Annotated in this window: 18 protein-coding genes; 11 read left to right on the top strand and 7 right to left on the bottom strand. The window is 73.1% G+C overall.

The genetic code is table 11. The annotated features are described in order from the left end of the window. The first annotated feature begins 16 nt into the window (after positions 1-16). From ACTEI_RS06510 to ACTEI_RS06520, 3 genes are all read left to right on the top strand, one after another. Positions 17-409: a hypothetical protein gene (locus ACTEI_RS06510; RefSeq protein WP_122976811.1), complete on the top strand. Its 393-nt coding sequence runs from the start codon at positions 17-19 to the stop codon at positions 407-409. Positions 410-475: 66 nt separating this feature from the next. Next, positions 476-1,594: a tRNA dihydrouridine synthase DusB gene (gene dusB, locus ACTEI_RS06515; protein WP_122981956.1), complete on the top strand. Its 1,119-nt coding sequence runs from the start codon at positions 476-478 to the stop codon at positions 1,592-1,594. Between the two features lie 43 nt (positions 1,595-1,637). Continuing rightward, positions 1,638-2,411 carry an SDR family NAD(P)-dependent oxidoreductase gene (locus ACTEI_RS06520; protein WP_122976812.1) on the top strand — a complete coding sequence of 258 codons (774 nt, stop codon included), beginning with the start codon at positions 1,638-1,640 and terminating at the stop codon, positions 2,409-2,411. 6 nt (positions 2,412-2,417) lie between these two features. On the opposite strand, the gene ACTEI_RS06525 is transcribed toward ACTEI_RS06520, so the two are convergent. From ACTEI_RS06525 to ACTEI_RS06550, 6 genes are all read right to left on the bottom strand, one after another. Beyond that, entirely contained in the window at positions 2,418-3,494 is a 1,077-nt protein-coding gene (locus ACTEI_RS06525; protein WP_122981957.1) for a DUF2786 domain-containing protein, read from the bottom strand. Between the two features lie 252 nt (positions 3,495-3,746). After that, complete coding sequence (locus ACTEI_RS06530) at positions 3,747-4,118, bottom strand: hypothetical protein (RefSeq protein ID WP_122976813.1); 372 nt, start codon at positions 4,116-4,118, stop codon at positions 3,747-3,749. 87 nt (positions 4,119-4,205) lie between these two features. Beyond that, positions 4,206-4,703: a roadblock/LC7 domain-containing protein gene (locus tag ACTEI_RS06535; RefSeq protein WP_122976814.1), complete on the bottom strand. Its 498-nt coding sequence runs from the start codon at positions 4,701-4,703 to the stop codon at positions 4,206-4,208. Between the two features lie 35 nt (positions 4,704-4,738). Next, positions 4,739-5,818, bottom strand: a complete 1,080-nt coding sequence (locus ACTEI_RS38900) for a DUF4388 domain-containing protein (RefSeq protein ID WP_187645900.1) — start codon at positions 5,816-5,818, stop codon at positions 4,739-4,741. Between the two features lie 28 nt (positions 5,819-5,846). Next, entirely contained in the window at positions 5,847-6,194 is a 348-nt protein-coding gene (locus ACTEI_RS06545; protein WP_239082650.1) for a roadblock/LC7 domain-containing protein, read from the bottom strand. Positions 6,195-6,366: 172 nt separating this feature from the next. Next, positions 6,367-6,834 carry a DUF4388 domain-containing protein gene (locus tag ACTEI_RS06550; protein WP_145830802.1) on the bottom strand — a complete coding sequence of 156 codons (468 nt, stop codon included), beginning with the start codon at positions 6,832-6,834 and terminating at the stop codon, positions 6,367-6,369. 121 nt (positions 6,835-6,955) lie between these two features. On the opposite strand from ACTEI_RS06550, the gene ACTEI_RS06555 reads away from it, so the two are divergent. Genes ACTEI_RS06555 through ACTEI_RS06585 form a run of 7 tightly spaced genes read left to right on the top strand, consistent with a single transcriptional unit; the run spans position 6,956 to position 13,511 of the window. Then, positions 6,956-7,306 (top strand): VOC family protein, encoded by a 351-nt coding sequence (locus ACTEI_RS06555; RefSeq protein ID WP_122976817.1) that lies wholly within the window; start codon positions 6,956-6,958, stop codon positions 7,304-7,306. Positions 7,307-7,344: 38 nt separating this feature from the next. Continuing rightward, positions 7,345-8,556, top strand: coding sequence for a deoxyguanosinetriphosphate triphosphohydrolase (locus ACTEI_RS06560; protein WP_122976818.1), 1,212 nt, complete (start codon positions 7,345-7,347; stop codon positions 8,554-8,556). Between the two features lie 50 nt (positions 8,557-8,606). Beyond that, a complete protein-coding gene (gene dnaG, locus ACTEI_RS06565; protein WP_122976819.1) occupies positions 8,607-10,469 on the top strand; it encodes a DNA primase in 1,863 nt (620 codons plus the stop codon). After that, positions 10,466-10,990: a hypothetical protein gene (locus ACTEI_RS06570; RefSeq protein ID WP_122976820.1), complete on the top strand. Its 525-nt coding sequence runs from the start codon at positions 10,466-10,468 to the stop codon at positions 10,988-10,990. Before dnaG ends, ACTEI_RS06570 begins: the two co-directional genes overlap by 4 nt. An 11-nt stretch (positions 10,991-11,001) precedes the next feature. Next, entirely contained in the window at positions 11,002-11,925 is a 924-nt protein-coding gene (locus tag ACTEI_RS06575) for an ABC transporter ATP-binding protein (RefSeq protein WP_122976821.1), read from the top strand. A 4-nt stretch (positions 11,926-11,929) separates the two neighbouring features. Continuing rightward, positions 11,930-12,688 carry an ABC transporter permease gene (locus ACTEI_RS06580; protein ID WP_122976822.1) on the top strand — a complete coding sequence of 253 codons (759 nt, stop codon included), beginning with the start codon at positions 11,930-11,932 and terminating at the stop codon, positions 12,686-12,688. A gap of 28 nt (positions 12,689-12,716) precedes the next feature. Further along, positions 12,717-13,511, top strand: a complete 795-nt coding sequence (locus tag ACTEI_RS06585; protein ID WP_122981958.1) for an ABC transporter permease — start codon at positions 12,717-12,719, stop codon at positions 13,509-13,511. Positions 13,512-13,569: 58 nt separating this feature from the next. On the opposite strand, the gene ACTEI_RS06590 is transcribed toward ACTEI_RS06585, so the two are convergent. Beyond that, positions 13,570-14,724: a YihY/virulence factor BrkB family protein gene (locus ACTEI_RS06590; RefSeq protein WP_187645899.1), complete on the bottom strand. Its 1,155-nt coding sequence runs from the start codon at positions 14,722-14,724 to the stop codon at positions 13,570-13,572. 581 nt (positions 14,725-15,305) lie between these two features. On the opposite strand from ACTEI_RS06590, the gene ACTEI_RS06595 reads away from it, so the two are divergent. Further along, positions 15,306-16,214 carry an apurinic/apyrimidinic endonuclease family protein gene (locus ACTEI_RS06595; protein ID WP_122976823.1) on the top strand — a complete coding sequence of 303 codons (909 nt, stop codon included), beginning with the start codon at positions 15,306-15,308 and terminating at the stop codon, positions 16,212-16,214. The last annotated feature ends 49 nt before the right edge of the window (positions 16,215-16,263 follow it).

A 16,263-nucleotide genomic window follows, 5' to 3' on the forward strand; every position in this document is an offset into this window, starting at 1 on the left:
CCCCCGGAGGCACCGCATGCCCACCCTGGAAGACCGCGTCACCCGCCTGGAGGAGCGCATGGACGAGCAGGAGGGGCTCCGCGCCGGCCAGGATCGCGACCTGGCGGACATCGGCGAGAAGCTCAAGGGCCAGGAGAGGCTTCTCAAGGGCCTCGCGGCAACCCAGTCCGAGCACACCGCGACCCTCGCCCGGCACACCGCGACCCTTGCGCAGCACACCGCGATCCTGGAGGAGCACACCGCGACCCTTGCGCAGCACACCGCGATCCTGGAGGAGCACACCGCGATCCTGGAGGAGCACACCGTCAGGCTGGACCGCCTGGAGACGAAGGTGGATCGCCTCACGGACGGCATGCAGAAGATCATCGGCATGCTGGACACGCTGATCGGGCGCCAGGGCGGCCGGTAGCGGGAGCGGGCGGTTCGAGGTTGCCGGGCCGAGCGTGTCACCCTAGAGCGCGTGACCGCACCGCTCATGCTCGGCAACCACGCCGTCAACCCGCCTGTCGTCCTCGCCCCGATGGCCGGGATCACCAACGTGGCGTTCCGGCGACTCTGCCGGGAGCAGGGCGGCGGCGTCTACGTCTGCGAGATGATCACGACCCGCGCACTCGTCGAGCGGATCCCCAAGACGCTCAAGATGATCGCCTTCGCCGAGGACGAGAAGTTCCGCAGCCTGCAGCTCTACGGCGTGGACCCGGACGTGACCGCGGCCGCGGTGCGGATGGTCGGCGAGAACGACCTGGCCGACCACATCGATCTCAACTTCGGCTGCCCGGTGCCGAAGGTCACCCGCCGCGGCGGCGGGTCCGCGCTGCCCTGGCGGCGCAAGCTGTTCGGCCGGATCGTGCGGCAGGCCGCCGAGGCGGCCGCCGCGTACGGCATCCCGCTGACCATCAAGATGCGCAAGGGCATCGACGACGACCATCTGACGTACGTCGAAGCCGGCCTGACCGCGCAGGACGCCGGCGTGGCCGCGGTGGCGCTGCACGCGCGCACCGCCGAGCAGCGCTACTCCGGCCAGGCCGACTGGGACGCGATCGCCACCCTCAAGCAGGCGCTCGACGTGCCGGTGCTGGGCAACGGCGACATCTGGGAGGGCTCCGACGCGCTGCGGATGGTCGCGCACACCGGGGTCGACGGCGTGGTCGTCGGCCGTGGCTGCCTGGGGCGCCCGTGGCTGTTCGCCGACCTGGAGGCCGCGTTCACGCAGGGCGCCGGCTACCGCCCGGTGCTCCCGGCCCTCGGCGAGGTCGCGAAGATCATGTCGCGGCACGCGCAGCTGCTGGTGGAGGCGCTGGAGGACGAGAGGCACGGCTGCGCCGACTTCCGCAAGCACGTGGCGTGGTACCTGAAGGGCTTCCCGGTCGGTGGCGACCTGCGCCGCAGCCTGGCGATGATCTCCTCGCTCGCCGAGCTGGACGACCTGCTGGCCCGGCTCGACCCGGCCGTGCCGTTCCCGGTCGAGTCGCTGGGCCAGCCGCGCGGCCGGGTCAACGCCCCGGGCAAGGTCGCCCTGCCGCACGGCTGGCTCGACTCCCGGGACGACGACACCGTCCCCGAGGGCGCCGAGACCGACGAGTCCGGCGGCTAGCGGGTCCGGCCGGGCGCGGAGTGAACCGGTTAAGGTGTCCGTCATGGCGACGATTCTGATCACCGGGTCCAGCGACGGCATCGGACGGCACACCGCGGCGGTGCTGGCCGCGGACGGGCACCGGGTGGTGCTGCACGCCCGCGACGAGCGGCGGGCCGAGGACGCGCACACGGCCGTGCCGGCCGCCGCGGCCGTGCTCATCGGTGACCTGGCGTCCCTCGCGCAGACCTGTGAGCTGGCCGGCCGGGCGGCCGCGGCCGGGCCGTTCGACGTGGTGATCCACAACGCCGGGGTCGGGGGTGGGCAGCGGGCCCCGCAGCCCACCGAGGACGGCCTGGAGCGGATCTTTCAGGTGAACACGCTCGCCCCGTACCTGCTGACCGCGCTGATGCCGGCGCCGGCCCGGCTGGTCTATCTGACCTCGGGGCTGGAGGCGGCCGGCCGGGCGCGCCTCGACGACCTGCAGTGGCAGGCCCGGCCGTGGGACGGCATGCAGGCCTACAGCGACTCGAAGCTGTACGACGTGCTGCTCGCCTTCGCGGTGGCCCGGCACTGGCCCGGCACCCTGAGCAACGCCGTGGACCCGGGCTGGATCCGCACCCGGCTGGGCGGCCCGGACGCCACCGACGACCTGCCCGAGGGTGCGGAGACCCAGGTCTGGCTGGCCACCTCGGACGAGCCCGCGGCCACGGTCACCGGGCACTACTTCAAGCGCCGGACGTCGCTGACCGCCAACCCGCAGGCGTACGACGAGCAGTTGCAGGAGCGGTTCCTCGCCGTCTGCGCCGACCTCACCGGGGTGGAGCTGCCGGGGTAGCGCCGGTCAGCGCAGCTGTGCCTCGTCCGCGGCGGCCCGGCCGGACTCCCAGCCCTCCAGGCTGTCCACGCGGCTGCCGCGGGCCCGTACCGTACGCGGGAAGACCCGGTCCATCGCGGCCCGGACCTGCACGTCCCGGTTGCGCAGCACCGGCAGCAGGTCGCCGTGCCCGGCGTACTCCCGCTCGGCGGCCCGGCGCAGCCGCTCGCCGATCCGCACCGCGTAGGCCACCAGGAACGACCGGCGGAACGCCTTCACCCGGGCCTTGCCCTTGGCCGGCTCGTCCCGGGTCATCGCCCGGTTAGCCTGCACCAGCAGGGACGTGTAGAGCAGCTCCACCGCGTCGATGTCGGCGTCGAACCCGAAGACCGTGCTGAAGCCGAGCTCCGGGGACCAGACCGTACGGCAGCCGTTGGCCCGGGAGACCGCGTCGAGCAGGCTGGCCTTCTCGTTCTCGTACGGATGGTCCACCCCGATCCGGCGGGCGAACGGGGTGACGTCCACGGCCGGCGCGGTGACCTCCTCGATCCGGTACCGGGTGATCAGCTCCTGTGCCTTCGCGCTGTACGTCTCCGCCTCGGCCGGGAAGTCGGTGGCCTCCGCCTTGGCCAGCAGCGCCCGCACCCGGTCGAGGACCCGCTGGTCGGCGTGGTGGTGCACGGTGGTGGCCGGGGTGCCGGGCGGCGGGACGAGGATCTCGATGGCCGGCAGGCGGCGCAGCTCGGTGAGCAGCGCGAGCGACGAGTCCAGGACGGCGATCCGGTCCGGCCGCCGGGGTGAGCCGCCGGCCAGGCTCTCGGCCTGGGCCCGCCAGCCGGCGTCGACGGGCTCCTTGCCGGTCAGGAACGCGGTGGCCGCCTCGGCGACCAGCCGGCCCTGGACCGGGTCGCCCCGGCGGGCGATGGCCCGGTGCAGCTCGACGGGCTGCCACCCGTTGCGGAACAACCGGTCGAATTCGTGGGCCAGCGCGGCCTGCAGGGCCGTGTCGGTCTCCGCCGCCGGTGTGCCGGTCAGCAGGTCGAGGGCGGTCTCGTGGTCGAGGTCCCCGACCCGGACGCGTTCGACGATCTCCCGGGCCGGCATGTCGCACATGCTAGCGCCCCAGAGGCCGGGGTCCCGGTTCCCGGCCGGGGCCCCGGCCGCCGCGCCCGTCGAGCGGCCGGACGGGTCGCGGAGCGGCAGCCGCTTGCAGCGCTGCAAAGCCAGCATGCACAAGCCGCGCTCGGACTTCAAGGGGTGACCGGCCGGCACACCGTGGCCCGGTCGGCTCGTGGGCGGGGAGGGCGGTGCGAACCCTCCCCGCCACCGGTGGCGGTCACGGATCGAGCGGCGGGATCACACGTCCAGGTCGTTCTCGACGCGGCGGAGCTGGTGGCGTGCCATGGCCAGGTTCGCCCGGTCCCGGCGCAGGGCCACGTACAGGAACAGCCCCTTGCCCTGCCGGCTGGTCAGCGGCCGGATCATGTGGTACTGCGTGTCCAGCGTGATCAGGATGTCCTCGATCTTCTCGGAGAGGTTGAGCATCTCCATCGCCCGCAGCTTCGCCCGGACCACATCGGTGTTGCCGGCGGCGGCGACCGTGAGATCGAGGTCCTTGCCGCCGCCGAGCGTGCCCAGCGCCATGCCGCTGGTGTGGTCCACCAGGGCGACGCCGATGCAGCCGTCGATCTCCATGATCTCTTTGAGTGCGGTGTCCATGTCGGCCATGGGGGTTCCTCCGTTGTGGTGGGATGGCGGTCCGCCGGAATGGGCGGCGCCGATGAGTGCGGCGGATGCCGCGGTTGCGCCTGCCGATCAGCCGGCCGCCGTGCGGCGGCGCGGGATGCCCGACAGGGTGGCCATCGGGGTCCGCCGGGCCAGCGGGATCGACGACGGTCCGGTCTGATGCGGGATCTCCGGTCGCGGGGGCTGCTGCCACGCGGGCTCCAGGGCCAGGAGCTTGACGATCCGGCGTACGCACCGCCGCGCCTCCAGGTGCACCCGGGCCAGGTTCGCGTCCCCCGAGGTGACCACGGTCAGCAGCGCGTTCGGGCCCGCGGTGTACGAGGTGATGTAGCCGCCGTCGCACTCGACGACGGACTCCCGCAGCTCCCCGTGGTCGACCGCGTGCGCGAACCGGCGGGCCAGCGCCAGGTGCGCGGCGGCGAGGGCGGCCAGGGTGTCCGGTTCGATCCCGTGCGAGTCGTGCGCGACGACCAGCCCGTCGGCGGTGGCGAGCACGCTGCCGGACAGTTCCGGCACCCTGCTGCGCAGGCGGCCGAGCTCGTCGAGTACCGCCGGGTCCACCGTCATCCTCGAAACGCTCCTTCGTGTCGGGGGTGCGCGCGTCACCGCAGTGCCCGCAATGCGGTACGTATGCGTTTGAGCAGAACTTCGTCGGTGCCCTGGTGCACCGGGTGATGCTCGGCGGCCGCGATCTCCTTCGGCAGCTTGGCGCCGGGCTTGCGGCGGGCCAGCCGGGGCAGCCGGTTCGGGCCGGTGCTGCTTCCACCGGGCGGTGGCGCGGCCGGCGGCGGCGCGGCGTCCGGTGGCGGCGGGGCTGGTGGTGGCGGCGGGGCCGGTGGAGGTGGGTCCGGTGGAGGTGGGACCGGCGGTGGAGGTGGGACCGGCGGTGGCGGTGGGACCGGCGGTGGCGGCGGGACCGGCGGTGGCGGCGCGGCCGGCAGCGGCGGTGTCTCCGGTGGCGGGGGTGGGGCGTTCGGCGGCGGGCGCAGGTCCGGCACGCGTGCCTCGGGCAGTTCGAGCAGACCCAGCGCCGCCAGCCGCCGCAGCTCCTGGATGGTCGCGTACCCGGCCCGGCCGAGCAGCAGGGCGAGGTCCGCCGGGGTGCGCTGGCCGTCCGCGTGGACGAGCAGCTCCCACTGCGGCGCGGTGATGGTCACCCGCTCGCGCGGCGGCCGGGGCACCGGGATCACCGGCGCGGTGTCGATCCGCGGGTTCGGCAGGATGTCGTCGAGCAGCCGTACCCGCCGCCGCACCTCGCGCAGCACCGCGGAGGTGTCGATCTGCACCACCGGCCCCAGCCAGTGCGTGGCGGCCGGCAGGAACTCGACCGGCGCGGGCCCGGTGGTGAGCGCGAAGTACGCCGCGTCGTAGGTCGCGCCGAGCACGCACAGCTCCAGCTCCCCCCGGGTCAGGTGCCCCTGCTCGACCAGCAGACGGCCCACCCGGGCGGTGGAGGTGCCCAGGTCCAGCGCGTTCTGCCAGGTGCGCCCGGCCAACCGGCCGGACGAGGTGAGCAGTTCGCCGACCCCCGGAGCGGCCGGCGACTCGGCGTAGACGACCCGCCCCTCGAAGACGTAGACCGCGCCGCCGGGATGGCCGCCCATCACCAGCGCTCCGGTCTGCCGTTCCGCGGCGATCCGCGTGAGCAGATCACCCGGCGCGGCGGTCCTCGTGGCGGCCACCGTTACTCCTGTCTGCGGGGTGCGTTGGTCAGGTTGCGACGAGCTCGTCGGTCAGGCGCTGCATCTTGCGGCGGGCCACGGCGAGGTTGCCGCGCACCCGATCCAGCCAGACGTAGAGCACCAGGCGGCTGTCGAACTCGGTCCGGACGACCCGTAGGAGGTGGTAGCCCCCGGCCGTCGTGATGATCAGGTCTTCGAGCAGGTCGTGCGGGACGGCCGAGACGAACAGCGACCGGCTGTTCGCGGCCTGGACCACATCGGCGGTCCCGGCCGCCGCGGCCTCGTGGTCCGCGTTCGGTGCGGCTCCGGTCGTGGCGACCGGGAAGCCGGTGGTGTAGTCGACGATGCTGGCTCCGACCGCGCCAGGGATCGTCATGGCCTCCTGCAGACAGTGGTCGACGCCGGGCACATCTCTCCTCAGCGCTGCTACTACCGGGCCTCTTCGCTCGGCCCGTCGGGTTGCCGCGGCGGCCCGGTCGCGCACCGTGCCGCGCCGCCGTGCGCCATCCTCCGGTCGTGGTGCGGCGGCGAGTCGCACGTTTTGTGCGTCATGGTCCAGTGGCCGGCATCCGTGCCCGGGCCCGGCGCGGCCGAACGCCGGCCCGGGCCGATCCCACCTCACCCAGCCAGTGCCGCTCCCCGGGCACGAACCGGGCCGGCGCGTCCGTCTGCCGCAGCAGCACCCGCGCGGCCCCGGCGATCGCCGCCGCCACCCGCTGGGCCAGCTCGTGCTGCCCGAGCCACCCGTCGCGCAGCAGCACCCGGCCCACCCGGCAGCCGTGGTGACCCTCCGCATATGCCGCCCGCCAGGTCTGCGCGGTCAGCCGACCGGAGCCGATCAACCGTTGCGCCAGGCTCGGCGCGGCCGGTGACTCGGCGTATGCGATCCGTCCCGCCACCAGGTAGAAAACCCCACCCGGAGTGCCACCCACGTGCAGTGCGCCGGTACGCCCGGACTCGCCCAGCTCGCTCAGCAGACGCCGCATCGTCGCGGTCGCCGGTGCATCAGGACTCACGGAACGTAATCCTCCGGCAGCCGTCGAGGGCCGCCGTCGCACCGCCGGTGCGTCCGGCTCGCCGGGATCACCCGTCGGGGCGCGTAACCTGATCGCCACGCGTCGATCGTCGGGAGGTCATATGCCCAGTCGCTGGGAGCAGGTCGTGGTGGACGCGGCGGATCCCGCCCGGCTGGCCGGCTGGTGGGCCGAGGCGCTCGGCTACGTGGTCATCGCCGAGGGCACGGACGACGTGGAGATCCGGCGCCATCCGGACGAGCTGCCCGGGCTGCTGTTCACCCACGTCACCGACGCGCGCCGGGGCAAGAACCGGCTGCACCTGGACCTGCGCCCGGACGACCAGGAGGCCGAGGTGGAACGCCTGGTCAACATGGGCGCCCGGCCGGTCGACATCGATCAGGGCGAGGTGCCGTGGGTCGTGCTGGCCGACCCGGAGGGCAACGAGTTCTGTGTGCTGGCGTCCCGCGTCTGACCGGCCACCGGCCGGGACACCCGGCTTAGGGTGATCCCATGACGGCGTCCGACGCGCAGCGGTGGGTATCCGAGCCGGCCAAGGACAGCGGTTACGGCCGGACCCCGTACCAGCGCGATCGGGCCCGGGTGCTGCACTCGGCCGGCTTCCGCCGGCTGGCGGCCAAGACCCAGGTGCACACCGCCGGGTCCGACGACTTCCTGCGTACCAGGCTGACCCACTCCCTGGAGGTCGCCCAGATCTCCCGGGAGATGGGGGCCCGGCTCGGCTGCGACCCGGACGTGGTGGACGTCGCCGGGCTGGCCCACGACATCGGCCACCCGCCGTTCGGCCACAACGGGGAGGCCGCCCTCGACCAGGTCGCCGGAGCGTGCGGCGGGTTCGAGGGCAACGCGCAGACGCTGCGGGTGCTGACCCGGCTGGAGGCCAAGGTGCCCGGCGCCGGCCTGAACCTGACCCGCGCCTCGCTGGACGCCTGCGCCAAGTACCCGTGGTTCCGCCGCCCCGGCGCCCGCAAGTTCGGCGTCTACGCCGACGACGAGCCGGTCTTCAGCTGGCTGCGGGCCGGCCGCGCCGACGACCGCCGCTGCCTGGAGGCGCAGGTGATGGACTGGGCGGACGACGTGGCGTACTCGGTGCACGACGTCGAGGACGGCGTGCACGGCGGCTACCTCGACCTCGGCCTGCTGCTGCGCGACCCGGTCGAGCGCGCCGAGCTGTGCGCCGACGTCGCCGCCACCTACTCCGACGAGACCCCGGACCGGCTCGGCGAGGCCCTGGACCGGCTGCTCGCCGACCCGGCGGTGGCCGCGGCCGGCGACTACGACGGCTCCTATCCGGCGCAGATCGCCCTCAAACGGATGACCAGCGTGCTGACCGGCCGGTTCGTCTCCTCCGCGGTCGGCGCCACGCACAGCCGGTACGGCACCGAGCCGATGCGCCGCTACCAGGCCGACCTGGTCGTCCCGGCCACCGCCCGGGACCAGTGCGCACTGCTCAAGGGCATGGCCTTCCGATACGTGATGCGCACCCGCGCCGCCGAGCAGCGCTACCAGCGGCAGCGCACCGTGCTGATCGAGCTGGTCGAGGCGCTCGGCCGTACGCCCGAGCGGCTGGACCCGCTGTTCCGGCCGTGCCACGCGGCCGCCCGCACCGACGCCGACGCCCTGCGGGTGATCGTGGACCAGGTGGCGTCGCTGACCGATCACGCCGCGGTGGCCTGGCACCGCGCCCTGGTCGCGCAACGGTGATCTGATTCGCCGGCGACCCTGCTGGCGATCGCCGGCCCGGGCGAGGCAGGATGTATGCCGTGGCGGGCAGGGTCAAGGACGAGGACATCGCACTGGTCCGCGACCGCACCTCGATCGCCGACGTGATCAGCGAGACCGTGACGCTGCGTTCGGCCGGGGGCGGCAACCTGAAGGGGCTGTGCCCCTTCCACGACGAGAAGACCCCGTCGTTCAACGTCTCCCCGGCCCGGAACGTGTATTTCTGCTTCGGCTGCGGCCAGGGCGGGGACGCCATCAAGTTCCTGATGGACGCGGAGCACCTGTCGTTCGTCGAGTCGGTGGAGCGGCTGGCCGGCAAGGCCGGCATCCAGCTGCGATACGACACCGACGGCTCCGCGCCGTCCGGCCCGCGCCCGCAGGTCGGGCAGCGGCAACGGCTGATCGCCGCGCACGCCTCGGCCGTCGAGTTCTACCGCGACCAGCTCGGCTCGCCCGGCGCCCGCAAGGCCCGGGAGTTCCTCGCCGAGCGCGGCTTCGGCCGGGACACGGCGGAGAAGTACGGGTGCGGCTTCGCCCCGGACTCCTGGGACGCGCTCAGCAAGCACCTGCGGCTGCGGGGCTTCACCGCCGACGAGCTGATCACCGCCGGCCTGGCCAAGACGGCCCGGTCCGGCTCGCTGATCGACCGGTTCCGCCGCCGGCTGCTCTGGCCGATCCGGGACCTCAGCGGTGACGTGATCGGGTTCGGCGCGCGGAAGCTGTTCGACGACGACGACGGCCCGAAATACCTGAACACCCCGGAGACGCCGCTCTACAAGAAGTCGCACGTGCTCTACGGCATCGACCACGCCAAGCGGGAGATCGCCAAGCGCGGCCGAGCGGTGATCGTCGAGGGGTACACCGACGTGATGGCCTGTCACGAGGCGGGCGAGCTGACCGCCGTGGCCACCTGCGGCACCGCGTTCGGGGTGGACCACATCGGGGTGCTGCGCCGGCTGCTGATGGACAGCGACAGCTTCACCGGCGAGATCATCTACACCTTCGACGGGGACGCCGCCGGGCAGAAGGCGGCGCTGCGGGCGTTCGAGGAGGACCAGCGGTTCGTCGGGCGTACCTTCATCGCGGTCAGCCCGGACAACATGGACCCGTGCGAGCTGCGCCTGGCCCGCGGCGATCTGGCGGTCCGCGACATGATCGCCGGCCGCGAGCCGCTGGTCGACTTCGCGCTGCGGCACACCATCTCCCGGTTCGACCTGGACACCGTCGAGGGCCGGGTGGAGGCGATGCGGCGCGCCGCGCCGCTGGTCGCGAAGATCAAGGACCGGGAGAAACGACCCGAGTACGCCCGCAAGCTCGCCGGTGATCTCGGCATGGACCTGGAGCCGGTGCAGCGGGCGGTGAACAACGCGCTGCGTGGCGAGGCGGCCGAGCCGCGCGCCCCGCGCCCGCAGGCGGTGGCCGACTCGCCGCAGCGGCTGGTCGAGCGCGAGGCGCTGAAGCTGGCCCTGCAGGAGCCGGTGCTGGCCGGACCGATGTTCGACGCGCTCGGGCCGGAGAACTACGCCGACCCGGTACTGGCCGCGCTGCGCGAGGCGGTGGCGCATGCCGGTGGGGCGGCGTCGGCGGCCGGCGGCGTGGTCTGGATCGAGAAGGTGCGTGACGCCTGCGCCGATCTGGCCGGACAGGGGCTGGTCAGCGAGCTGGCGGTGGAGCCGCTGCGGGTGGACGGCGTGGCCGACCCCCGCTACGTGCAGGTCACCCTGGCCCGATTGCAGGCCGGCGCGCTGACCACCCGGATCCGTGATCTCAAGTCCAAGGTCCAGCGGCTGAACCCGGTCACCCACAAGGACCAGTATCTGGCGCTCGCCGGGGAGCTCTTCTCGCTGGAACAGCAGGCCCGGGCCCTGCGTGAACAGGCGGCAGGTGGCATGTGAAGCTCTTCCGACGGCGACCCGCGTTGCCGGCCGAGTCCCGGCCCCCGCTGGAGGCGGAGGAGCGGGTGGTGGCCTGGTGCCCCTGCGAGCCGGAGGGCGTCGTGGTGGCGACGAACCGGGGCGTCTGGCTGCCGGGCGCCGAGCAGCGGCTGGGCTGGCACGAGATCCACAAGGCGGCCTGGTCCGGACGCGAACTGCGGATCACCCCGGCCGAGGTGGCCGAGGAGCGCGACGGCTACACCGTGCTGGTGGACGGCCCGGAGGCGACGTTTCTGCTGCTGGCGCCGGGGGAGGTGCCGGATCAGGTGCGGTCGCGGGTGACCCGCTCGGTGGCGTACACCACACATCACGCGTTGGAACGGGGCGGGGTGCGGGTGGTCGGCCGCCGGGTCAGCGGGCAGGACGGCCTGAGCTGGGCGGTCCGCTACGACTCGGGCACGCCGGTGGACCGGTCGGAGGTGGCCGCCGTGACCGGCGAGCTGGTCGGCGCGGCGCGAAATTCTGTCGCACCCCCTCCGTAGGGTCTCTGGATGTGACGGCACTCATCCACGCCCGCGGTCTGATCAAGCGGTTCGGCGACTTCACCGCGGTGGACGGCATCGACGTCGATGTGCAGGCCGGTGAGGCGTTCGGCTTCCTCGGGCCGAACGGCGCCGGCAAGAGCTCCACCATGCGGATGATCGGCTGCGTCTCGCCGCCCACCGACGGGGTGCTGCGCATCCTGGACATGGATCCGCGGCACGACGGCCCGCGGATCCGGGCCCGGCTCGGCGTGTGCCCCCAGCTGGACAACCTCGACGCGGAGCTGACCGTCCGGGAGAACCTGACGACCTATGCGCGCTTCTTCGGCATCCCGCGCGCGACCGCCCGTCGCCGCGCGGCCGAGCTGCTGGAGTTCGTGCAGCTCGCCGAGCGGGCCGGCAGCAAGGTGGAGCCGCTGTCCGGCGGCATGAAACGCCGGCTCACGATCGCCCGGGCGCTGGTCAACGAGCCCGACATCGTGCTGCTCGACGAGCCGACCACCGGTCTCGACCCGCAGGCGCGCCACCTGGTCTGGGAGCGGCTGTTCCGGCTCAAGCAGCAGGGTGTGACGCTGGTGCTGACCACGCACTACATGGACGAGGCGGAGCAGCTCTGCGACCGGCTGGTGGTGATGGACGGCGGCCGGATCGTCGCGCAGGGCTCGCCGCGTGAGCTGATCGAGCGGCACTCCACCCGGGAGGTGGTCGAGTTGCGGTTCGCCACCGAGGACCAGGGGTCGTACACGGGAAAGCTCGCCGGGATCGCCGCCCGGGTCGAGGTGCTGCCCGACCGGGTGCTGCTCTACGTCGCCGACGGCGACGACGCCCTGGCGGAGGTGCACCGGCGCGCGCTGGGCCCGGCCAGCGCGCTGGTCCGCCGCTCCGGGCTGGAGGACGTGTTCCTGCACCTGACCGGCCGCACGTTGGTCGACTGAACCGATGATCTCCTCGGCGTACGTACTGGAGTACCACCTCGTCAACTACCGCCGCACGTGGCGTTCCAGTGCCCTGTCCACGCTGGTGCTGCCGCTGCTGACGATGCTCGGCTTCGGGCTCGGCGTGGGCGGCTATGTGCGGACCGGGGTGGACGGCACGGCATACCTGGACTGGATCGTGCCGGGCCTGATCGCCTCCACCGCCGCGCAGACCGCGCTCGGCGAGGCCACCTGGCCGGTGATGAGCTGCTTCGAGTGGATGAGGGTGTATTTCGCGCAGGCGGCCGCGCCGCTGCGGGTGGCCGACATCCTCGGCGGTCATCTGGCCTTCATGCTGTTCCGGGTGCTGCTGACGGTCACGGCGTTCCTGCTGGTGGCCGCCATGTTCGGCACGCTGCGCTCGGGTTGGGCGCTGCTGGTGCCGGCGGTGTCCGTGCTGGTCGGCACGGCCGTGGCGGCGCCGGTGGTGGCGTACACCGCGAGCGTGCGCAGCGACAGCTACCTGGCCGTGCTGTTCCGGTTCGCGGTGCTGCCGATGTCGCTGTTCTCCGGGGTGTTCTTCCCGATCGAGTCGCTGCCGGCCGTGCTGCGCTGGGTGGCGTACGCGTTGCCGCTCTGGCACGGCGTGGACCTGACCCGCGCCGCCACGCTGGGGGTCGACCCCGGCGTGGCCGGGCTGTGGCACGTGCTCTACCTGCTCGCCTGGTGTGTGGCCGGCTGGTTCCTGGCGCACCGGCGGTTCGAGCGGCGGCTGGTGATCTGAGGATGGGAGCGACGTCGTGCTGATCCTGATGCCGAAGCTCGTGTCCTTCGAGGGCAGCGCCGGCCGGTCCGTGCGGGTCACCGAGCGCAACGTCACCGCGCTGAAGTCGGCGTACTGGCTGGTGATGATCGGTGGCCTGCTGGAGCCGGTGCTCTACCTGTTCTCGATCGGGGTGGGTGTGGGCGCCCTGATCGGCGACATCGAGCTGCCCGGCGGCCGGCTGGTCAGTTACACCGAGTTCGTCGCCCCGGCGATGCTGGCCGCCTCGGCGATGAGCGGCGCGCTGGCCGAGACCACCTTCAACTTCTTCGGGAAGATGAAGTTCATGCGGCTGTACGACGGGATGCTGGCCACGCCGATCCAGCCGTTCGAGATCGCGATCGGGGAGCTGATCTGGGCGATGGCCCGGGGCAGCATCTACTCGGTGGCGTTCCTGGCGGTGATGGTGGCGATGGACCTGACCACGCCGCTGCGGGCGCTGGTCGCGTTCCCGGCCACGGTGCTGGTCGGCTTCGCGTTCGGGGCGCTCGGCATGACGGTGGCCACGCTGATCCGCAGCTGGCAGGACTTCGACCTGATCGGCGCCGGGCAGTTCGCGCTGTTCCTGTTCTCCGGCACGTTCGTGCCCGCGACGGCGTACCCGGCGGCACTGCGCTGGCTGGTCGAGGCGTCCCCGCTGTACCGGTCGGTGGACCTGGTCCGCGGGATCAGCCTGGGTTCGCTGGGCTGGATCCAGGTGGTGGACGTGCTGTTCCTGCTGGCGATGCTCATGGTGGGGCTGTCCGTTTCCGGTCAGCGGATGGGCCGGCTGCTCTGCAGGTGAACGCGCCCGGCCGGCGCCGTCCGGACGGGTCGCGCCCACCGGACGGCGCCGTGGCCGGTCAACCCTGGCTCAAGCCGTGCTCGGAGCCCTTCTTGAGCTTGCGGGTGTCGCGCAGTTCCAGGAACGGCTCCTCGTCGGCCGGGTGGCCGGCCGCGATGGCGCGACCGCGTTCCAGCTCGGCGTCCAGCTCCGCGCCGAGCATGATGGCCATATTGGAGATCCACAGCCAGACCAGGAACGCGATGACGCCGCCGAGCGTGCCGTACGTCTTGTTGTAGTTCGCGAAGTTCGCCAGGTAGATCGCGAACCCGGCGGACGCGGCCATCCAGACCAGCACCGCGAAGACGCCACCCCAGCTGATCCAGCGGAAGCCGCCGGTCCGGGCGTTCGGCGAGGCCCAGTAGAGGATCGCGAACATCAGGCTGACCAGCGCCACCAGCACCGGCCACTTGGCGATGTTCCAGGTGGTCACCGCCGCCTGGCCCAGTCCGAGGTGCTCGCCGACCACCCGGGCCAGGTCGCCGGTGAACACCACGATGGCCGCCGAGGCGATCAGCATCAGCCCGACCACCGCGGTGACGCCGATCCGGATCGGCAGGGTCTTCCAGATCGGCCGGCCCTCCGGCACGTCGTAGATGGCGTTCGAGGCGCGCATGAAGGCGGCGATGTAGCCGGACGCCGACCAGAACGCGACGAGCAGACCGAAGATCGCGGCCAGTCCGGCGCTGCCGGTGCCCTGCACCTGGTCGAGCACCGTGTTCACCATGTCCCGCAGCGCGCCGCTGGGGGCGATCTGGCCGACCGCGTCGGTGACCGTGCGCTGGCCGGCGTCGCCGAGCATGCCGAGCACCGAGACGATCACCAAGGCGCCCGGGAAGATGGACAGGACGCCGTAGTAGGTCAGCGCGGCCGCCCAGTCCGAGACGTTGTCCTCGGAGAACTGCTTGAACGTCCGTTTCAGCGCGGCGAACAGGCCCTTGGCCCGCAGTTGGGCCGGATGGTCCGGGCCGGCGTCCGGGCCCGGCGCGTCGAGCTCGTCGGCGCTCGGGGTCCGGCCGACCTCGGTCGTGCTGGCCGCGGCCAGATCGAAGTCCTCGCCGCCGCGCCGGCGGGCGTCCGCGGCGTCGCCGGTGGGCGCCGGTGAGGTGCCGGGTGCGCCGCCCGGCTGGTCGGCGGAGTGATGGTGCCCTTCCGGGCGGTCACGCAGTCTCATGCGGGTTCCCTTCGGCGAAGCGGCTGGTCGCCGCCGCCGCTCTTCCCCGTCGCGACGTGCGGATACGACCTGCGGACGGTGTTCCCGGCGGGGCGGCCGACTAACCCTTCGCCGCCGTTGCCGGCGCCGCCTGCGAAGCCGCCCGGCCCGCGAGCGTGCCGGGGTGTGCGCCCGCCCCGTGCGGCGGCACGGGTCCTCCGCACGGGCAGGCGACCGTTGCATGTCCATTTGTTCAGATGATGCACACAGGTACGGGTCCGAAAACGCTCTCCCGCGATCCGCCCCGGCTTGCTACTCGCTGGTCACCCGCTCACACGCATCGTCATCCGCCTATCGATGTGGCGTCTTTTGATCATGAATCCGCCGGTCACGGTGTCGCACGGCCGGTACGCCGGTGATCCGGCCCCCGCCGCACGCTCGTATCCGAGGGCACGACATTCCAGGTTGGAGGCGCTCATGGGGTCCCGGCGGCTGGGCACTGGCGGATCCCGGCTCGCGCCGGGAATGGTCCATACTGGAGCCGGTGGCACGCGCGAATGCACGTGCATCTGCACGGGTGCTCTCGTCCCGGGAGGAAATTGATGCGGCTGCGACATCCCTCCGGCCGCGCCGTGCATCTCACCTGCGGCGTCAGCCTAACCGACGCGCGGACCCCGGCCGAGACCCTCGCGGCCGTCGATGCCGCAGCCGCCGGGCTGCGAGCCGCCCTGGCCGCGCACGGGGCGCACCGGGGACGGCTGCGGGTCACACTCCGCCTGCCGCACCCCCTCGCCGCCGCCCTCGCCGCCGACGGGCGTGCCCGTACCCGGCTTCGTGCCGACCTCGACGCCCGCGGCCTCGAGGTCGTCACGGTGAGCGGCGGGCCCGACGCCGAGGACGGCGGCCCGCCCCCGCTGCCCGACTGGAGCGAGCCGGTCCGCCTGCAGCACACCCTCGACCTGGCCCGCATCCTGGTCGACCTGCTGCCGGACGAGGAGGTCCGGGGCGCGGTCAGCACCTGCGGCCTGGGCCGCCGAGAGGACTGGGACGAGGCCCACGAGCGCGCCGGGGCCCGGCATCTGGCCCGGCTCTCCGCCGGCCTCGCCGACCTGGCCTGGCGGGTCGGCCGCGCGGTCCGCGCCGGATTCCGGCCCGAGCCCGGGTACGTCCTGGACAGCCCCGAGCAGACCGTCGCCGCGCTGGCCCGGGTGGACAAGGACCGGCTCGGCATCTGCCTGGACCTGGGGCGCGTGGTGCGCGACTGGCCCGCCCCGCAAGACGGCGTCGACCGGTTGACCGACGCCGGCCTCTCGGTGATCACGGCACGGATCACCGACCCGGCGCTCGCGTGGCAGCCGGTGCTGCGGCACCTGCTCGCCGCGGACACCGCCCGCACCGAGTACATCGAGGTGGACGCCGAAGGGCCGGCCGGGGTCGACCCGGCGTACGTGCTCGGCGAGCTGACCGCCCTCGGCCTGGTGCCCGAACCCGAACCCTGCACCGCGCCCTGACCCCCCACAGGCGCGACGGTGAAGGCCGCCCCACCCGGGGCGGCCTTCA

The organism is Actinoplanes teichomyceticus ATCC 31121, from assembly GCF_003711105.1.
In the GTDB taxonomy this organism is placed as follows: domain Bacteria; phylum Actinomycetota; class Actinomycetes; order Mycobacteriales; family Micromonosporaceae; genus Actinoplanes; species Actinoplanes teichomyceticus.

Bases quoted from the DNA above. Each gene is read 5' to 3' on its own strand.
- ACTEI_RS06510 (WP_122976811.1), top strand. From the start codon at position 17: ATGCCCACCCTGGAAGACCGCGTCACCCGCCTGGAGGAGCGCATGGAC.
- dusB (WP_122981956.1), top strand. From the start codon at position 476: ATGCTCGGCAACCACGCCGTCAACCCGCCTGTCGTCCTCGCCCCGATG.
- ACTEI_RS06520 (WP_122976812.1), top strand. From the start codon at position 1,638: ATGGCGACGATTCTGATCACCGGGTCCAGCGACGGCATCGGACGGCAC.
- ACTEI_RS06525 (WP_122981957.1), bottom strand. From the start codon at position 3,494: ATGCCGGCCCGGGAGATCGTCGAACGCGTCCGGGTCGGGGACCTCGAC.
- ACTEI_RS06530 (WP_122976813.1), bottom strand. From the start codon at position 4,118: ATGGCCGACATGGACACCGCACTCAAAGAGATCATGGAGATCGACGGC.
- ACTEI_RS06535 (WP_122976814.1), bottom strand. From the start codon at position 4,703: ATGACGGTGGACCCGGCGGTACTCGACGAGCTCGGCCGCCTGCGCAGC.
- ACTEI_RS06545 (WP_239082650.1), bottom strand. From the start codon at position 6,194: ATGACGATCCCTGGCGCGGTCGGAGCCAGCATCGTCGACTACACCACC.
- ACTEI_RS06555 (WP_122976817.1), top strand. From the start codon at position 6,956: ATGCCCAGTCGCTGGGAGCAGGTCGTGGTGGACGCGGCGGATCCCGCC.
- ACTEI_RS06560 (WP_122976818.1), top strand. From the start codon at position 7,345: ATGACGGCGTCCGACGCGCAGCGGTGGGTATCCGAGCCGGCCAAGGAC.
- dnaG (WP_122976819.1), top strand. From the start codon at position 8,607: ATGTATGCCGTGGCGGGCAGGGTCAAGGACGAGGACATCGCACTGGTC.
- ACTEI_RS06580 (WP_122976822.1), top strand. From the start codon at position 11,930: ATGATCTCCTCGGCGTACGTACTGGAGTACCACCTCGTCAACTACCGC.
- ACTEI_RS06585 (WP_122981958.1), top strand. From the start codon at position 12,717: ATGCCGAAGCTCGTGTCCTTCGAGGGCAGCGCCGGCCGGTCCGTGCGG.
- ACTEI_RS06590 (WP_187645899.1), bottom strand. From the start codon at position 14,724: ATGAGACTGCGTGACCGCCCGGAAGGGCACCATCACTCCGCCGACCAG.
- ACTEI_RS06595 (WP_122976823.1), top strand. From the start codon at position 15,306: ATGCGGCTGCGACATCCCTCCGGCCGCGCCGTGCATCTCACCTGCGGC.